The organism is Arthrobacter pigmenti (genome assembly GCF_011927905.1).
GTDB classification, from domain to species: domain Bacteria; phylum Actinomycetota; class Actinomycetes; order Actinomycetales; family Micrococcaceae; genus Arthrobacter_D; species Arthrobacter_D pigmenti.
The window spans coordinates 2449984-2465629 of the sequence record NZ_JAATJL010000001.1 but is presented as its reverse complement, the minus strand read 5'-3'; the positions used below and the strand labels follow the sequence as shown (position 1 = coordinate 2465629).

Sequence of the window (15646 nt, the reverse complement as noted above, 5' to 3'; positions counted from 1 at the left end):
CAGCCGCACAGCGGTTCACAGTCCGTTGGAATAGTGCCGCCTCAAAGGAACGTTGGTACCCATATGAGCTATTTGAGTCCGCTCCTTTCCATGCCCGGCGCCGTTGAGTCGGGCGCGCCCGACGCCGGTGTGGCCGCCCACTACGGGGACCCGCTCAGGGAACAGCGGGCGCTGGCACGCGGTGAAGCGGTGGTCGATCTCTCCCACCGCGGCGTCGTGACCGTGTCCGGTCCGGACCGGCTGAGCTGGCTCAATACGCTGTCCTCCCAGCTGTTGCTCGACCTGCAGCCGGGCGAGTCCACCGAGACCCTCCTGCTCACCGTTCAGGGCCGCATCGAGTTCAGTCCCCGGATAGTCGACGACGGCGAAACCGCCTGGCTACTCACGGAGGGATGGGAAGCTGCTCCTCTGGCTGACTGGCTGAACCGGATGAAATTCATGCTGCGCGTGGAAGTGACACATGCCTCGGACCAGTGGGCCGTCGTCGGCGCGGTGAAACCCGTTGAGCGATTCGGGGACCGCATCACCTGGATCGACCCCTGGCCGTATATCAGCGCGGGCGGTTACGCGTACAGCGTCGTCGCGGAGCCGTCGCACCCGGGCACCGACCGCCCCTGGTTCGAACACCTCGTGCCGCGTGCCGAGCTTGCCGATGCTGTGCACGGTATTCCGCTAGCAGGCATCATGGCGTCCGAAGCATTGCGTATTGCGGCCTGGCGCCCACGGCTCGGCATCGAAACGGACGAGCGAACCATTCCCCATGAACTGGACCTCCTGCGCACGGCGGTCCACCTGTCCAAGGGTTGCTACAAGGGCCAGGAAACCATCGCCCGCGTCCATAATCTGGGACACCCGCCGCGGCGCCTCGTGTTCCTGCAGCTCGACGGGAGCCAGCACACGCTGCCAGCCGCGGGCAGCGCCGTCGTCGTCGGTGGACGGACCGTGGGTACACTGACCTCGGCCGCCCAGCACTACGAGATGGGTGCAGTGGGCCTTGCCGTCATCAAGCGCAGCGTCGACGCCGAAGCCGAACTGGAGGTTCTCGACGGGGAAGAACGCTACGCCGCAGCACAGGAAATCATCGTGGCTCCGGACGCCGGCCAGGTTGTGGGGCGTGCCAAAGGGTTCCTGAGGGGTGCGCGACCATGACCGGGCACGGAGCAGAGGATCAGGCCGCTGAGCAGGCGATCGCGCTTGCCCACCGGCTGATGGACGCGGCCCGCGAGGGGAATGGCGCGACACTGCGCAAGTACCTCGACGCCGGTGTTCCCGCCACCCTGACCAACGCGGCGGGGGACAGCCTGCTGATGCTCGCCGCGTATAACGGGCACGCCTCAGTGGTGGAAGACCTTCTTGCCCGCGGCGCAGATGCCAACACGGCGAACGATCGCGGCCAGACACCCCTGGCGGGCGCTGTCTTCAAGGGCTACAGCGACGTCACCCGGGTGCTTGTCGACGCTGGAGCCGATCCTGATGCCGGCACACCCTCGGCGCGCGACGCCGCGACGATGTTCGGAAGGTCGGAGCTGCTCGAACTGTTCAGCCGGTGACCGGCTCAAGCAACACGCTCGTCTGACTTCCCGCCAACTCAAATCCCGCGCTCAGCGCCGTGCGCTGCGATGCCACATTGTCCGCCCGGGCACGCCACTGAGGCACGAGCCCGGAGGCCATTGCCTCCTCCACGGCGACCGACGCCGCGAACTGTGCCAGGCCGCGCCGTCGTTCTTCCGGCGCCGTAATCACACCCACATGCGCGAGAATGCCCGCCCAAACGTCATAGCCGGCGCCGGCCAGCGGAGCAGCCGGGTCCCGGTCTTCGTCCATCAGGATGCAGTTGTGCTCCATGGCGCTCAAGCCGACTTCCGCGACGTCGTCGGGCGGGCAGAGCCGTTCCAGGGCGATGCTGTGTTCCGGATCGCTGCTGACCGGCGGCCCATCTTCGGCGAAGGCCGGCAACGCGTCGCAGAAGTAGAGGTGAGCCTCGCCGAGTGCGCGTCCGCCGTGCGGGCGGCTCAGCGAGAGCAGCGTCGAGTGACGTGCGAGTTCGACGCCGCTGAGCCCGCGCGCCGCGTCCACCGCCCAGGACGGTCCAATGAGGGCTTCCTGTCCGAAGAGCGAAACGAACGTGAGCACCGACGCACTGTTGTCCTCGCGATAAATGCGGTCCCCGCCCTGCGCCAACGCGCCGTCGTCGAGTTTCAACAGGCGCGACCACGCAAGCTGGATGATCGAAACGGTGCCGGGCTCCAAATCCATACCGGCAACGTTAGCTGACGAGCAAAGTCAGCCGAACAGTATGGCGGCCTCGTCGTAGCGGTGCTGAGGTACACGCTTCAGGTTTCCGAGGGCCGCCTCGAATCCGACGTGGGCAATCTCCGTGCCGTGCAAAGACACCATGGTGCCCCAGAGCCCGTCCACTACGGAGTCGACGGCTGCCATTCCCAGGCGGGTGGCGAGCACCCGGTCGAAGGCCGAGGGTACGCCGCCGCGCTGGATGTGGCCGAGGATCGTGGCCCGCGTCTCGATCCCGGTGCGTGCTTCGATCTCCGGGGCGAGCTGATCAGCGATCCCGCCCAACCGGGGCCGGCCAAAGGTATCGAGGCCGCGCTCGGAGTGGGCCTGCTCGAGGTGAGCCGGAACAAAGCCCTCCGCGACCACAACGAGGGGGGCGCGCCCACGGTCACGGGCGTCGGTAACCCATTCACACACCTGCTCAATGGATGTCTGCTGCTCGGGGATGAGGATGGCATGTGCGCCGGAGGCCATCCCCGCGTGAAGAGCGATCCAGCCGACATGTCGGCCCATTACCTCAGCGACCATGCAGCGGCTGTGCGACTCACCGGTGGTCCTCAGTCGGTCGATCGCCTCAGTGGCGATCTGCACGGCGGTGTCGAAGCCGAAGGTGTAATCAGTCGCGTCGAGGTCGTTGTCGACTGTCTTCGGCACGCCCACAATCTTCAGTCCGGCATCAGTCAGGCGCTTCGCGGCGGCGAGCGTACCCTCGCCGCCGATGGCGATCATCGCTTCGATTCCCAGTCGTTGAAGGGTTGCCTTGATGGCCTCGGGGCCGCCGTTCCCGTCGAAGGGGTTGGTGCGGGAAGTACCGAGGATGGTGCCGCCCTGCTTGGAGATTCCGCGAACCGCGTGACGGGGAAGGTCGATGATGTCTCCCTCGACCACGCCCCTCCACCCGTCGCGGAACCCAACGAACTCGAGGTCGTGGGACTTGATGCCGTTCAGCACGGCGCCGCGGATAACAGCGTTGAGGCCGGGGCAATCGCCGCCGCTGGTGAGGATGCCGATCTTCATAAAGGGGGAGTTCCAATCAAGAGTGGACGGATGACTTGGTCAGGCGCCTCCTTGAGCCCCGTATGATTCTAGACACACTGGCCGTTCGACGCTCAAAGATGTCTCCGCCGGTCCGCGGCAGGAAGCAGGCCCCGTTCCATGGCGACCACCACGGCGCGTGTGCGGTCATCGACGTCGAGCTTCGCGAAGGTCCGAAGCAGGTGTGTCTTGACCGTTGTCTCCGCGATGAAAAGCTTCGTCGCAATTTCCGGATTGCTGAGCCCCTGCGCCACGGCTTGGAGAACTTCCACCTCCCTTGGCGAAAGGGCAGGCAGTTCCGGCCCACGCAGCCGGGAAACCAGCTTCGCGGCAATCGGGGGAGCGAGCACCGTCTCACCGCGGGCCGCCGCCAGGACGGCACCAATGATGGCTTCCCCCGGTGTGTCCTTCAGGAGATAGCCCACCGCGCCGGACTCGACTGCCCGCATAATGTCCGTGTCGCCGTCGTACGTCGTCAGCACGAGGACCTTGACGGCGGGCGCGGCAGCAAGGAGTTGGGCCGTTGCGCCGGCGCCGTCCAGATGCGGCATGCGCAGGTCCATGAGTACGACGTCGGGGGCACACTCCGCGCTCAAGGACACCGCTTCCCTGCCGTCCCCGGCTTCGCCCACCACCAGCAGTCGCCCGTCAGTGCTCAGGAGTGCGCGCAGGCCTGCCCGCACGATGGGGTGGTCGTCGACGATGAGGACGCGGACCCGTACGGCGTCGTCGTTCATTGTGTTTGAACTTCCTGTGCTGGAGTTTTCTGCCCTGGAGCTTCGGGCCCTGGAGCTTCGGGCCCTGGTGCCTCGGGCCCTGGTGCCTCGGGCTCGGGGGCTGGTTTCGCGAGCGGCACGGTCATGGTGAGGCTGGTGCCCTGCCCGGGAGCGGAGCGGAGCTCGAGTGACCCGGCGATTTCGGCCAGCCGGGCACGCATGGAGTGCAGGCCATAACCGCCCGGACTGTCCGCAACCGCAAAGCCGGCGCCGTTGTCGGAAACGGTGAGAACCAGGTCGCCGCCACTGCTTTGAACAACCAGTTCCACCACATCCGCACCGCTGTGGCGGCGGACATTGCTGAGAGCCTCCTGCGCACAGCGGAGCACGGCGATCTGCTGGGCGGACTCGAGCGGCGGCAAACTATCCGGCAGGGTGATACGCACCCCGCGGCCGTCCTGTGCGGAGGCTTCCCCGACGCGTCTCAGCGCACCGAGCAAGTCGCCGCCCTGGAGCTGGGTAGGGCCGGCGGAGGCGATGAGCGCCCTCGCTTCCTGCAGGTTCTCCCGTGCTGTGGCACCGATCGCAGCAAGGTCCGTTTCCAGGTCCGTGGCCGGAGCTTCGGGTGTTCTCTGGCGCAGACGGGCCTGGCCCGCTTCGGAGAGCATGATGATCGAGGTGAATCCCTGGGCCAGCGTGTCATGGATCTCCCGGGACATCCGTTCGCGCTCCGCCATGGCTCCCTGTTCTTGGTGTGCATAGGCCAGTTCAGCGCGGGCGGCTTCCAGCTGTGCGATCAACTGCCCGCGGTCTTCGCTTTGGTCGATGATCTTGTAGATCCATAGCCCGAGCATGCTTGAGGCAAGGAAGGAGATCAGCGCCTGGAGCGCCACGCTCTGCAAATTCTGCGGGTCGGTGCCGAACAGCCTGAGCTGCCCAAGTGCCACCACGATGCACAGCACAGCTGTGGCAATCAGTCCTCCCCTGGGCGATCCGGAGAACATCCACACCTGCGGGAACGCGATGAAGAGCAGGACCGCGCCCGAGCCGGACAGGAAGGCCAGAAGCCCGACAGTGGCGATGAGCAGCACCACGTACACCCGCGGACGCCATGTTTCCAGATACTCCAGCCGGGCCAGAAACGGGTAAGCGCCTGCCAGGACTGCGATGGCGATGAACATGGCCGCCCGGACGGGGCCGCCTTCCACGCTCAGCAGCACCACGAGTACCACGGATGCCAGGGCCGTGTAGAAGCCGACGTGCCACCAGCGCATACCTCGCAGCCACACCGAATTGTCAGGCAGCAGCGTAGGGTTGCGGGCCGGTTCAACGGTCATGAGTTCACTGTACGACGGCGGGTGCCCGGACCGGACGGCGTGGTCACTTCTGCGGGGGCCAGCGGAAAAACAGTCGCGCGAGGACCAGTCCCGCGACGAGCCAGACGCCGATCACCACTGCAGCCATTCCCAGGTTCCAGATACCGCCGGGCTCCACGGTTTCCCAACCAGCGGGTAAGAACACCGAGCGCATTCCACTGGCAGTCCAGCGAAGCGGAGTGAGGTCCGCGATGGCCCTCAGCCAGTCGGGAATCTGGGAGAAGGGGAAGTACACGCCGGAGATGAAGGACAGCAGCAGGGGCGGAACGGCGGACATGGTGGACGCGCCCTGCCCGGACTTCGCCAGGCAAGCGAACACGATACCGACCGCTGACCAGGCTGCGGTCGAACCCAGCAGCAGCCAGGCGAAGGTGAGCCACGCGCTCACTGTCGTTGGAAGCTCTACGCCGAACAGGAACCGCGCACCGAGGAGGAGGAGTGCGCTCTGGGTCAGGATCAGGAATGCGGTGACGCCGGTCTTGCCGAGGAAGTAGGACACGCTGGGCAGCGGTGTCCCGGCCAGCCGTTTGATGGATCCGTTGAAGCGTTCGGTTGCCACGTAGCCGCTGAGATTTTGGAAACCGCTCAGGATGGTTCCCAGCGCCAGCATGCCCGGAAGGTAATACTCAGCGGGAGTCAGGAGCGACTCCGGCCTGGCCGGATCACCCATGCTTGCCTCGCTGCCGAAGACAGTGCTGAACAGGCCCATCATGATCAGCGGGAAGAACAGGGTGAACACGAGCGACATGGGGTCGCGCGAGAACATCCTTGTTTCGAGCAGGGTCCGCCGCCACCCCAGCACCAGGGCGTTCGGTTTCCACGGCGTTGAAGCGCTGGGGCCGCGCGCGTCCTGAAGAGTGCTCATGATGTGGCTCCTGCTGTGTGGTCATGGCTGCGCTGCCCGGCGCTGGTTTCCTTGTGCTGCTTAAGCAGCTCAAGGTAGATGTCTTCGAGGGTCGGCACACGGACCTGGAGGTTTCGCGGTTCGCGGCTGCCCCCATCGCTGAGACGGTGCACCACCTCGGCCGGCCGTTCCGTGACCTCCTCGCGGGCGATCCCGGGGTGCGCGCCGTCGTCGTCAATCCAGGTCACCCGGGGCCGGCGAAGCTCAGGCCCCCCGAGCGAGTCCGGCGTACCCTCGGCGATCAGCCGGCCGTCGGTGATGATGCCCAGCCGGTCCGCGAGTTGTTCCGCCTCATCGAGGTAGTGGGTGGTGAGGACGATGGTGGTGCCCTCCGCCCGGAGTCCACGGATCAGTTCCCAGAAGGCGCGCCGCGCGTCAGGGTCGAACCCGGTGGTCGGCTCGTCGAGGAAGAGCAGCTCGGGGTTGCCGATGAGACCCATGGCAACGTCCAGCCTGCGCCGCTGGCCGCCCGAAAGGGTACTGATGCGCTGAGAATCCTTGCCGTCCAGCCCCACAGCGGTGATGAGTTCGTCCACGGCGCGGGGTCGGGGATAGTAGGCGGCCAGGGCCTGCAGGGATTCCGCCACCCTCAGCTCACCGGCGTCGGTTGCCTCCTGCAGGACAATGCCGATCCTCGCCCGAAAGGACGGCGCAGCCTTGTACGGGGTGGTTCCGAGGACGCTCACCCGGCCGGATGTGGGCTTCCGGTGCCCCTCCAGGATTTCGATCGTGGTGCTCTTCCCGGCGCCGTTGGGGCCGAGCAGGGCGTAGGTTTCGCCCGCCCGGACTGAGAAGCTCAAGTTGTTCACGGCGCGCAGTACGCCTGACTTGGTTGTGGGGTATTCCTTGGTGAGGCTGTCGACTTCGATCGGCGAGACAGGAATGCCCGCCTCGCCCGTATGTGGGGATGCGTTGAACGCTGTGGTTCTCATGACTCAAGCGTGCCGCGGCCGGGTGCGGTTCCGTAAGCGCCTGTTGACTGAAAGGGCGTGTCCACCGGTTGGTGGACACGCCCTTTTCAGAGTCTTCGGCGTACGCGCTAGCGGCGATTGCCCACCAGCTGCTCCAGGGCGATGGTGCCATCGGTCTTGGGCAGCAGGATCCACAGCACAATGTAGAGCGGGATTCCGATGAAGGGCAGCAGGAAGCTGAGCAGCACGCCGAGCCGGACAAAGCCGACCCGCCAGCCGAACTTCAGCGCGATACCGGAGGCAATGCCGCCGAACCAGCCGCCGGGGGCACGCTTGATGGGTGAGGAGCGGAGGGCGTTGAAGAAGGAGTTCATGGGTCCATGCTTTCGTATTGGCGGTTGCTTGTCACGGGTCTTGCGAGGGTCTCGGATAAAGATAGGACCTACGACGACGGCGGCAGTCGCCGCGCGCGGTCCACTTTCCTCTCGCGGCGGGTCATCGACAGTACGCCGCCGACCACGAGGGAGAGCCCAGTGCCGATCAGCAGTGCCATCACCACCAGAACAGGGTCCAGCATGATGTCCGTCAGTGCGCCGGCAAGGATCAGGGCACCGATCACTATCGTGACCACACCCCAGATGATGGTTCCGGGGCGTACCCGGGTGGCGCCGTCGTCGTGGTTGGTGGTGTGGATGGAGCTCATCGTTCCTGCCCGCTTTCGGTGTCTTCGAGTGCTGCTTCTGTTGTGGCAACCGTGACGTGGCTGACCACTCCGCGGACATCCAGGATGATGCGGGGGCCTTCGGCGCCCTCATTGAGATGAAGGGTGCCCGGCTGCCAGATTCCGCCGAGGGTGGTGGTGTCGGACGCGGTTACGAGCTCAGTGGAGCTCAGCGCCACCATGGACCGGACATCCACGGGAACGTCCTCGGGCACCAGGATGCCCACGTTCCCCGCGGCAGCGTTGACCGGGATAACGACGTCCTCGGTAATGTCGGCGAGGTCCGTCAGGTCCAGCCGGCCCTGGCCCGCCACAATGGTGTATCCCTCTTCGGCCGGATCGGCGCTGGTAGTGGACCACTGGCCTTGCGTTGCGAGCACCCAGTTGCCGGTCGACGGCACGGCAGCGGAGACGATGCTCGCTATGAGGCCCACCGCCGCGAGGAATCCGAGTACCCCGGAGGTTTGTCCGCGCATCCCCATCAGGACCACACCGAGCCCGATAACCACCGAGCCCGTCGCCACCGCAACGGTGAAGCGGTCACCGCCCAGTGACAACAGCCCGAGGTAGTCGAGGGCGAGGACCAGGCCGGCGAGAAGTACGGCTCCACCAAGGAAGACGGCGACGTCGGCCCCGCTGGGCCCCGGCACTACCGGCTTCGGCGCCTTCTGCGGCTTGATCACGGGTGGGATGGACGGCCGGGGATGGAAGGTGTGCGGCGCGTATTGTGCCGTCTGGTCCCGCGGCGTCTCCACGGTGAGCGGCATAGTGTGCGCGGTGTGTCCATCCGCCGGAACGGGTGTGCCTGCATCGGCCGGGGCGCCGGCGTCTGCCTTCTTCCGGTTGGCCGAGTTGGAAATCCAGTAAACGATGAAGACAGCTACGCCGATCCAGAACAGGCTCCAAAGGAAGCCGCCGAATCCGCCTGTGCTGCCGAAGAAGGGCACGTTCGGCCGCCACAGCCCCAGGATCGAAACCACCATGGCTCCCGTCATTCCCGATGTCCAACTGCCACGGGCTGCTGATTCAGCGTGGATCCGTCCGTCTGGTTCCGGCAGGAGCGCCCAGGCCAGACCGTATGCGAGCAGCCCGATGCCGCCGAAAATCGCGAGTACAACGAAGAGCCCGCGTACCAGGATGGGGTCCAGCCCGGTGCGTGCAGCGATCCCGCTTGCCACGCCTCCAATCCAGCGGTCCTGGCCGCGAACCAGGTTCAGGCTCCGAAGCCAGCCGAAGAAGCCCCCTGCTCCGGACGGACGGTTGGGCGCTGTGGGCGTAGGTTCAGTGGAAGGTGATTCACCGGACGCAGCCGATCGGTCTGCTGGTTCTTCCGGCGTCGAAGGAGGGTCCTGATGCGAGTTCATACCTTCATCCTGCTGCCCGGAACCGGGACGGACCATCGGGGCTCACCCTGAACCTCCCCTGAGCGGCACCCGGATTCCCCTGACTTACGGTTACGCACGGCCCTGACCCCTTTTAACTATGTTTCGATTGATGCATGAGACCTGCGCTGATCCGCTCCGACGACGCCGTGATCGCCGGTGTCTGCGCAGGCCTGGCCGCCCATCTAGGGGTGTCCCTGCGTGCTGCTCGTATCGGCATGGTTGCGCTCGCGCTGGTGGGGGGAGCGGGTCTGGTTCTTTATGGCTGGCTATGGCTCCTTGTTCCGACAACTGAGGAACGACGGCGGGGTGTGGCGCAGCCGGCCGGGCTGCGGTTGGGTGCGCCCGCGCTCGCCGGCCCCGTGCCCGAGGCGACCGGGGTCATTCGTTCGCCGGGGCGCCGGGAGGTGATTATCGGCGTCGGGCTTCTGGTGGTGGCCGCCGCCTTTGTTGCCCAGCAACTCGGTGTGAACATCCAATGGGGTTGGCTGCTGCCGGTCGGTGCGGTGGCGCTGGGCGCGGTGCTCGCCTGGTCGCAGATTGATGAAGCCCGTCGGGCCAAGCTCATGGACCACGCGGGAGCCACACGGGCGGACGGCCTCGCCCGGCTGGCGGCCGGTCTGGTCCTCGTCATGGTGGGCGTGCTGATCCTCGTCTCCGGTTCCCTTTCATGGCAGTTTTCCTGGCCTGTGCTGCTGGCGGCCGGTGCGGTACTCGGCGGCGTGGGTCTGGTGCTGGCTCCGTGGGCAGTGAAGTTCTGGAAGGATCTGGAGGCTGAGAGGGCAGGGCGTATCCGCGAAACTGAACGTGCCGAGATCGCCGCTCACCTGCACGATTCGGTGCTGCAGACCCTCGCCCTTATCCAGAACCGGGCCGGGTCGGAGCAGGATGTCGTGCGGTTGGCGCGGGCACAGGAACGGGAGTTGAGGCGTTGGCTCTATGCGGACGCCGCACGGCGAACCGGGAATCTTGCGGACAGCATCAAGGCGGCCGCGGCGGAAGTCGAGGAAGCCTACGGGCACCCCGTCGACGTCGTTTCCGTTGGTGACATGCCGATGTCCATGCGGCAGGAAGCGCTGGTCCAGGCCGCGCGGGAGGCGATGGTCAACGCAGCCAAGCACGCAGGCGGCGCCATCTCCGTCTACTTCGAGGCGAGCGGGGGTGTATCGCAGGTGTTCGTGCGGGACCGCGGGAACGGCTTCGATCTGGATGCCGTACCCTCTGACCGGCTGGGAATACGTGAATCCGTCATCAACAGGATGCAACGGCACGGCGGGACTGCAGGGATCCGCAGTTCAGAGGCAGGAACGGAAGTGCAATTGACCATGCCGGAAGCCGAAGCAGGTGGGACACATGAGTGAGCCGGTGACCGTCGTCGTCGTCGATGACCACGCCATTTTCCGGTCGGGCCTCAAGGCGGACCTCGACGGACGGGTGCATGTGGTTGCCGAGGCCGCGACGGTCGAGGATGCGGTCACGGTGATAACTCAACACCGGCCGCAGGTGGTCCTGCTGGATGTCCATCTGCCGGGCGGCAAGGGCGGCGGCGGCGCGGAGGTGATCGCCGGCTGCGGCGACGTCCGGGATTCCACACGGTTCCTGGCCCTCAGCGTCTCAGATTCGGCCGAGGATGTGGTTACGGTAATCCGCGCCGGCGCCCGTGGATACGTTACGAAGACCATCTCCGGAGCGGACATCTCGGATGCCGTCCTGCGGGTCGCTTCGGGGGACGCCGTCTTTTCTCCGCGCCTCGCGGGCTTCGTGCTGGATGCCTTCGGCACTGCGGCGGTCGCCGCCGTCGACAGTGAACTGGACCGCCTCTCGGCACGCGAACTCGAAGTGATGCGGTTGATCGCGCGCGGATACAGCTACAAGGAGGTTGCCAAGGAGCTGTTCATCTCGATCAAGACTGTTGAAACGCACGTCTCAGCGGTGCTCCGGAAGCTCCAGCTGTCCTCACGCCACGAGCTCACCCGATGGGCTGCCGAAAGGCGGCTGTTGTAAATCCCTCGCGAGAGTCACCGCTACCGGAGCTTGCGCGCTGACGGCCATCGCGATGCCCCGGTGTGGTGGGCATCGCGGAGCGGGCAGGGCCCGCGATGTCCGTCGGCGCGTCCGGAGTCAGCGAGCGGTGCCGAGGAACTGCTGAAGCCGGCCCACGCCCTCAGCAAGATCCGCGTCGCCGAGCGCGTAGGAGAGGCGGAGGAAGCCGCTGGGACCGAACGCCTCACCCGGCACGACAGCAACCTCTACGGTGTCGAGGATCAGCGCCGCAAGCTCGGCCGAAGTCAACGGCCGGGCCCCGGCAAGCTCGCGTCCCAACAGGTTCCTCACGTCCGCATACGCATAGAACGCACCATGCGGCACCGGGCACTCAACGCCGTCGATCTCGTTAAGGCCGGAAATCATGGCACGACGACGGCGGTCGAAGGACTTCTTCATCTCATCCACTGCGGTCAACGGCCCGGAAACAGCCGCCAACGCAGCCATCTGCGACACATTCGCGACGTTGGAAGTAGCGTGGGACTGCAGGTTCGTTGCCGCCTTCACGACATCCTGGGGGCCGATCATCCAGCCCACCCGCCAGCCGGTCATTGCGTAGGTCTTGGCCACGCCATTCAGGATGACCACACGGTCGCCGAGCGACGGCGCCGCAGTGGCGATCGAGGTGAAGGGAACGTCGTCGTACGTGAGGTGCTCGTAGATCTCGTCGGTGATGACCCAAAGGCCGTTTTCCGCTGCCCAGTCGCCGATCTCACGAACCTGTTCCGGTGGGTATACGGAGCCCGTCGGGTTCGAGGGGGAGACAAACAGGAGGACTTTGGTGCGGGGCGTCCGGGCTGCTTCGAGCTGTTCGACCGTGACGAGGTAGGACTGCTCGGGGCCGGCGAACACTTCAACAGGGACGCCGCCGGCCAGGCGGATGGCCTCGGGATAGGTGGTCCAATACGGCGTGGGGACAAGAACCTCGTCTCCTGGATCCAGGAGCGTGGCAAAGGACTCATACACGGCCTGCTTGCCGCCGTTTGTCACGAGTACCTGGGACGGGTCAACCTGGTAGCCGGAGTCGCGCAGGGTCTTCTCCGCGATTGCCTGGCGGAGTTCGGGGAGGCCGCCTGCGGGGGAGTAGCGGTGGAACCGAGGCTGCCTGGCAGCCTCTATAGCCGCCTCAACGATGTAGTCCGGCGTCGGGAAGTCGGGCTCTCCGGCGCCGAAACCGATGACGGGCCGCCCTGCGGCTTTCAGCGCTTTGGCTTTCGCGTCGACGGCGAGCGTGGCGGACTCAGCGATCGAGGCGATTCGCTGGGACACACGCCCGGCGGCATGCTGGGTCAGGGCGTCGGCGGCAGTCATGGTCTTCCCGTCGGTCGGAGGATGAATTCCCCTCCAGCTTAGGGCTTCAGATGGAGTGAACGCCCGTCATGACGCACCGCCGTATCCCCTGCGTTGACCGGGACACGGTTGGATCCCTGAGCCGGATCCCGTCCGGTTCGACGTTGCGTTCCAGATTGCGTAGACTAATTCCTCGGTGTTGAAATCGCCATGCTGTTCTGTGCCTGCATTACGGGCACAGGTAGCGGCGGGAATCACTCCAAAGGGTAGTGGCGCAATTGGTAGCGCAGCGGTCTCCAAAACCGCAGGTTGCAGGTTCGAGTCCTGTCTGCCCTGCGCATCACCGTCATGGATGGCATGCGGCAGTGCGGCGTTGAACGCTCAGTGAGTCTTTGGTCAGTGCGGCCGGCTCAGATACCTAACAAGATTGATGAGGTTGAAGGTGACCGATACGGCTGCGAGCAGCTCCAAGGGAAGCCCCTCCGAGAAGCAGGAACCCAAGCGCGGGTTCTTCGGCCGGATCATCCTTTTTGTCAGGCAGATCATTGCCGAACTGCGCAAGGTGGTTGTACCCACACGCAAAGAGCTGGTGCGGTTCACCATAACCGTCCTGGTGTTCGTGATCATCATGATGCTCATCGTGACCGGTCTGGACTACCTGTTCGGATCCGGCGCAGTGTGGCTCTTTGGCGGCGAAGGCTAGTTTCTGCCTCCAAGGGGCAGTATCGAGCAAGCACAGCAATCCAGAAAGCAGGCAGCTAGGTGTCCGAGCAAGAACTCGACCGACAGATCACAACCGACGAGGAAGATCTGGGTACCGAGGATGAGGTAACCACGGCAGGTGCACAGGACGCACCTGCCGATGCTGTTGCGCCCGAAGACAACGACGACGCCGCTGAGCCCGAAGCCGCTGAATCTGACGCCGCTGAATCTGACGCTGCTGAGCCCGAAGCTGCTGAACCTGAAGTTGACCCTGTTGCTGATTTCAAGGCGAAGCTGCGTCGGCAGGATGGCGACTGGTATGTGATCCACTCCTACGCAGGTTATGAGAACCGCGTGAAGGCCAACCTGGAGACCCGTATCCAGACCCTGGACATGGAGGATTACATCTTCGAAATCCAGGTACCGATGGAAGAAGTGGTGGAGATCAAGAACACCACGCGCAAGATCGTGAACCGGGTCCGGATTCCGGGGTATGTGCTTGTCCGCATGGATCTCACTGACGAATCGTGGGGTGCGGTGCGCCACACGCCGGGCGTCACCGGTTTTGTTGGAAACGCACATGACCCTGTCCCGTTGAGCCTCAATGAGGTGTTCTCCATGCTGGAGCACACCATCGTGAAGACTGGGGCGGAGGCCGGCAAGCCGGCTCGGGCCCAGGCAACTCCGACCCTGGTCAACTTCGAGGTTGGCGAGTCCGTGACGGTCAACGAGGGTCCGTTCGAGACTCTGCCGGCAACCATTTCGGAGATCAAGCCCGAGTCCCAGCAGTTGGTTGTCCTCGTATCGATCTTCGAACGCGAGACGCCGGTGACCCTCTCCTTCAATCAGGTCACCAAGATTCAGTAAGCTTCGTCCTCGTCGGGTTCGCTTTGACCCGGCAGGGACGGCCGGCCGCCACGCCATGGTGGTCAACAATCCACGGGACGCTCCTGTCACGTGGAACGAATGTAAGAAAAGGACCCTTTCATGGCCCCCAAGAAGAAGGTCACCGGCCTCATCAAGCTGCAGATCCAGGCAGGCGCCGCCAATCCGGCTCCTCCGATCGGTCCTGCACTTGGTCAGCACGGTGTCAACATCATGGAGTTCTGCAAGGCGTACAACGCCGCCACGGAATCTCAGCGCGGGAATGTTATTCCCGTCGAAATCACGGTGTACGAGGACCGCTCGTTCACCTTCATCACCAAGACTCCGCCGGCCGCAGAGCTGATCAAGAAGGCTGCGGGCGTCCAGAAGGGTTCGGCTACGCCGCACACCGTCAAGGTCGCCAAGCTGACCAAGGCTCAGGTTGAGGAAATCGCCACCATGAAGATGGAAGACCTCAACGCCAACGATGTTCAGGCTGCAGCCAAGATCATCGCAGGCACCGCCCGCTCCATGGGCATCACCGTCGACTAACGGTTGACAACACCAATCATCAAGAAAACACCGTGCCTCACCGGCCCGGATGTTTGTGGCAGGGCCGAGCGCGGTCCGCAGACCGCAACTGCATAAGGAGAAAGAGCAGATGGCAAAGCGCAGCAAAGCATATGAGGCAGCTGCCGCCAAGATTGACGCGAACAAGCAGTACGCGCCGGTCGAGGCAGTAAAACTGGCGAAGGACACCAACCCTTCGTCGTTCGATGCAACGGTTGAGGTGGCTTTCCGTCTCGGCGTTGACCCCCGCAAGGCAGACCAGATGGTGCGCGGCACCGTCAACCTGCCGCACGGCACCGGCAAGACAAAGCGCGTCCTCGTGTTCGCAACCGGTGACAAGGCTGAAGCGGCAATTGCTGCCGGCGCCGATTTCGTCGGCTCCGATGACATGATCGAAAAGGTAGCCGGTGGCTGGGTCGATTTCGACGCCGCCGTTGCTACTCCCGACCTCATGGGCAAGGTCGGCCGCCTCGGCAAGGTTCTTGGCCCCCGTAACCTGATGCCGAACCCGAAGACCGGCACGGTAACCCCGGATGTCACCAAGGCTGTCAACGACATCAAGGGTGGAAAGATCGACTTCCGTGTCGACAAGCACTCCAACCTGCACTTCATCATCGGCAAGGTGTCCTTCGACGCCGTCAAGCTGGCTGAGAACTACGCCATCGCGCTGGAGGAAGTGCTTCGTCTGAAGCCGTCGGCTTCGAAGGGACGGTACATCCAGAAGGCGACCGTGAGCACCACCTTCGGACCGAGCATCCCGGTTGACCCCAACGTCACCAAGGTACTGGTGGACGCGTAATTCGCGGATATCCCAAAGGGCGGGTGCAGCTTCGGCTGCAT

The 15646-nt window shown here is 64.8% G+C and carries 18 protein-coding genes and 1 tRNA gene; 9 read left to right on the top strand and 10 right to left on the bottom strand.

Annotation, left to right across the window (positions count from 1 at the left end):
- Nucleotides 1–63: 63 nt before the first annotated feature.
- Both ygfZ and BJ994_RS11425 read left to right on the top strand, forming a co-directional pair.
- Nucleotides 64–1149, top strand: coding sequence for a CAF17-like 4Fe-4S cluster assembly/insertion protein YgfZ (gene ygfZ / locus BJ994_RS11430; RefSeq protein WP_167994241.1), 1086 nt, complete (start codon nucleotides 64–66; stop codon nucleotides 1147–1149).
- A complete protein-coding gene (locus tag BJ994_RS11425) occupies nucleotides 1146–1550 on the top strand; it encodes an ankyrin repeat domain-containing protein (RefSeq protein ID WP_167994239.1) in 405 nt (134 codons plus the stop codon). Before ygfZ ends, BJ994_RS11425 begins: the two co-directional genes overlap by 4 nt.
- Here BJ994_RS11425 and BJ994_RS11420 read toward each other — a convergent pair.
- The 9 genes from BJ994_RS11420 to BJ994_RS11380 form a co-directional block, all read right to left on the bottom strand.
- On the bottom strand, nucleotides 1540–2256 hold the full coding sequence (locus BJ994_RS11420; RefSeq protein ID WP_167994237.1) for a GNAT family N-acetyltransferase: 717 nt from the start codon (nucleotides 2254–2256) through the stop codon (nucleotides 1540–1542). The genes BJ994_RS11425 and BJ994_RS11420 overlap by 11 nt on opposite strands.
- Nucleotides 2257–2283: 27 nt before the next feature.
- Entirely contained in the window at nucleotides 2284–3309 is a 1026-nt protein-coding gene (locus tag BJ994_RS11415; protein WP_167994235.1) for a 6-phosphofructokinase, read from the bottom strand.
- 92 nt (nucleotides 3310–3401) lie between these two features.
- Complete coding sequence (locus BJ994_RS11410; protein ID WP_167994233.1) at nucleotides 3402–4064, bottom strand: response regulator; 663 nt, start codon at nucleotides 4062–4064, stop codon at nucleotides 3402–3404.
- Complete coding sequence (locus tag BJ994_RS11405; protein WP_167994231.1) at nucleotides 4061–5380, bottom strand: sensor histidine kinase; 1320 nt, start codon at nucleotides 5378–5380, stop codon at nucleotides 4061–4063. The genes BJ994_RS11410 and BJ994_RS11405 overlap by 4 nt, the downstream gene beginning before the upstream one ends.
- A gap of 43 nt (nucleotides 5381–5423) precedes the next feature.
- A complete protein-coding gene (locus BJ994_RS11400) occupies nucleotides 5424–6284 on the bottom strand; it encodes an ABC transporter permease (RefSeq protein ID WP_167994229.1) in 861 nt (286 codons plus the stop codon).
- A complete protein-coding gene (locus tag BJ994_RS11395) occupies nucleotides 6281–7255 on the bottom strand; it encodes an ABC transporter ATP-binding protein (protein WP_167994227.1) in 975 nt (324 codons plus the stop codon). Before BJ994_RS11395 ends, BJ994_RS11400 begins: the two co-directional genes overlap by 4 nt.
- A gap of 107 nt (nucleotides 7256–7362) precedes the next feature.
- The gene (locus BJ994_RS11390; RefSeq protein ID WP_167994225.1) at nucleotides 7363–7608 is read right to left on the bottom strand and encodes a PspC domain-containing protein; all 246 of its coding nucleotides are present in this window, start codon (nucleotides 7606–7608) and stop codon (nucleotides 7363–7365) included.
- A 68-nt stretch (nucleotides 7609–7676) separates the two neighbouring features.
- Entirely contained in the window at nucleotides 7677–7937 is a 261-nt protein-coding gene (locus BJ994_RS11385; RefSeq protein ID WP_167994223.1) for a hypothetical protein, read from the bottom strand.
- Nucleotides 7934–9319 carry a PspC domain-containing protein gene (locus BJ994_RS11380; protein WP_167994221.1) on the bottom strand — a complete coding sequence of 462 codons (1386 nt, stop codon included), beginning with the start codon at nucleotides 9317–9319 and terminating at the stop codon, nucleotides 7934–7936. Before BJ994_RS11380 ends, BJ994_RS11385 begins: the two co-directional genes overlap by 4 nt.
- A 134-nt stretch (nucleotides 9320–9453) precedes the next feature.
- On the opposite strand from BJ994_RS11380, the gene BJ994_RS11375 reads away from it, so the two are divergent.
- Complete coding sequence (locus BJ994_RS11375; RefSeq protein WP_167994219.1) at nucleotides 9454–10698, top strand: ATP-binding protein; 1245 nt, start codon at nucleotides 9454–9456, stop codon at nucleotides 10696–10698.
- The gene (locus BJ994_RS11370; RefSeq protein WP_167994217.1) at nucleotides 10691–11341 is read left to right on the top strand and encodes a LuxR C-terminal-related transcriptional regulator; all 651 of its coding nucleotides are present in this window, start codon (nucleotides 10691–10693) and stop codon (nucleotides 11339–11341) included. Before BJ994_RS11375 ends, BJ994_RS11370 begins: the two co-directional genes overlap by 8 nt.
- Nucleotides 11342–11458: 117 nt before the next feature.
- On the opposite strand, the gene BJ994_RS11365 is transcribed toward BJ994_RS11370, so the two are convergent.
- Entirely contained in the window at nucleotides 11459–12691 is a 1233-nt protein-coding gene (locus BJ994_RS11365) for a pyridoxal phosphate-dependent aminotransferase (RefSeq protein ID WP_167994215.1), read from the bottom strand.
- 242 nt (nucleotides 12692–12933) lie between these two features.
- Between BJ994_RS11365 and BJ994_RS11360 the strand changes: the two genes are divergently transcribed.
- The 5 genes from BJ994_RS11360 to rplA all read left to right on the top strand — a co-directional run bounded on the left by BJ994_RS11360 (nucleotide 12934) and on the right by rplA (nucleotide 15605).
- Nucleotides 12934–13006: transfer RNA gene (locus tag BJ994_RS11360), tRNA-Trp, on the top strand.
- A 106-nt stretch (nucleotides 13007–13112) separates the two neighbouring features.
- The gene (secE, locus tag BJ994_RS11355) at nucleotides 13113–13373 is read left to right on the top strand and encodes a preprotein translocase subunit SecE (protein ID WP_342450359.1); all 261 of its coding nucleotides are present in this window, start codon (nucleotides 13113–13115) and stop codon (nucleotides 13371–13373) included.
- A gap of 59 nt (nucleotides 13374–13432) precedes the next feature.
- The gene (nusG, locus tag BJ994_RS11350; protein ID WP_167994211.1) at nucleotides 13433–14239 is read left to right on the top strand and encodes a transcription termination/antitermination protein NusG; all 807 of its coding nucleotides are present in this window, start codon (nucleotides 13433–13435) and stop codon (nucleotides 14237–14239) included.
- A 120-nt stretch (nucleotides 14240–14359) separates the two neighbouring features.
- Nucleotides 14360–14788, top strand: a complete 429-nt coding sequence (rplK, locus tag BJ994_RS11345; protein ID WP_167994209.1) for a 50S ribosomal protein L11 — start codon at nucleotides 14360–14362, stop codon at nucleotides 14786–14788.
- 109 nt (nucleotides 14789–14897) lie between these two features.
- Entirely contained in the window at nucleotides 14898–15605 is a 708-nt protein-coding gene (gene rplA, locus BJ994_RS11340) for a 50S ribosomal protein L1 (RefSeq protein WP_167994207.1), read from the top strand.
- Nucleotides 15606–15646: the final 41 nt, after the last annotated feature.

What these genes read in the sequence shown, in the direction of transcription:
- ygfZ (WP_167994241.1), top strand. Translation starts at nt 64, where the DNA reads ATGAGCTATTTGAGTCCGCTCCTTTCCATGCCCGGCGCCGTTGAGTCG.
- BJ994_RS11425 (WP_167994239.1), top strand. Translation starts at nt 1,146, where the DNA reads ATGACCGGGCACGGAGCAGAGGATCAGGCCGCTGAGCAGGCGATCGCG.
- BJ994_RS11420 (WP_167994237.1), bottom strand. Translation starts at nt 2,256, where the DNA reads ATGGATTTGGAGCCCGGCACCGTTTCGATCATCCAGCTTGCGTGGTCG.
- BJ994_RS11415 (WP_167994235.1), bottom strand. Translation starts at nt 3,309, where the DNA reads ATGAAGATCGGCATCCTCACCAGCGGCGGCGATTGCCCCGGCCTCAAC.
- BJ994_RS11410 (WP_167994233.1), bottom strand. Translation starts at nt 4,064, where the DNA reads ATGAACGACGACGCCGTACGGGTCCGCGTCCTCATCGTCGACGACCAC.
- BJ994_RS11405 (WP_167994231.1), bottom strand. Translation starts at nt 5,380, where the DNA reads ATGACCGTTGAACCGGCCCGCAACCCTACGCTGCTGCCTGACAATTCG.
- BJ994_RS11400 (WP_167994229.1), bottom strand. Translation starts at nt 6,284, where the DNA reads ATGAGCACTCTTCAGGACGCGCGCGGCCCCAGCGCTTCAACGCCGTGG.
- BJ994_RS11395 (WP_167994227.1), bottom strand. Translation starts at nt 7,255, where the DNA reads ATGAGAACCACAGCGTTCAACGCATCCCCACATACGGGCGAGGCGGGC.
- BJ994_RS11390 (WP_167994225.1), bottom strand. Translation starts at nt 7,608, where the DNA reads ATGAACTCCTTCTTCAACGCCCTCCGCTCCTCACCCATCAAGCGTGCC.
- BJ994_RS11385 (WP_167994223.1), bottom strand. Translation starts at nt 7,937, where the DNA reads ATGAGCTCCATCCACACCACCAACCACGACGACGGCGCCACCCGGGTA.
- BJ994_RS11380 (WP_167994221.1), bottom strand. Translation starts at nt 9,319, where the DNA reads ATGAACTCGCATCAGGACCCTCCTTCGACGCCGGAAGAACCAGCAGAC.
- BJ994_RS11375 (WP_167994219.1), top strand. Translation starts at nt 9,454, where the DNA reads ATGAGACCTGCGCTGATCCGCTCCGACGACGCCGTGATCGCCGGTGTC.
- BJ994_RS11370 (WP_167994217.1), top strand. Translation starts at nt 10,691, where the DNA reads ATGAGTGAGCCGGTGACCGTCGTCGTCGTCGATGACCACGCCATTTTC.
- BJ994_RS11365 (WP_167994215.1), bottom strand. Translation starts at nt 12,691, where the DNA reads ATGACTGCCGCCGACGCCCTGACCCAGCATGCCGCCGGGCGTGTGTCC.
- rplK (WP_167994209.1), top strand. Translation starts at nt 14,360, where the DNA reads ATGGCCCCCAAGAAGAAGGTCACCGGCCTCATCAAGCTGCAGATCCAG.
- rplA (WP_167994207.1), top strand. Translation starts at nt 14,898, where the DNA reads ATGGCAAAGCGCAGCAAAGCATATGAGGCAGCTGCCGCCAAGATTGAC.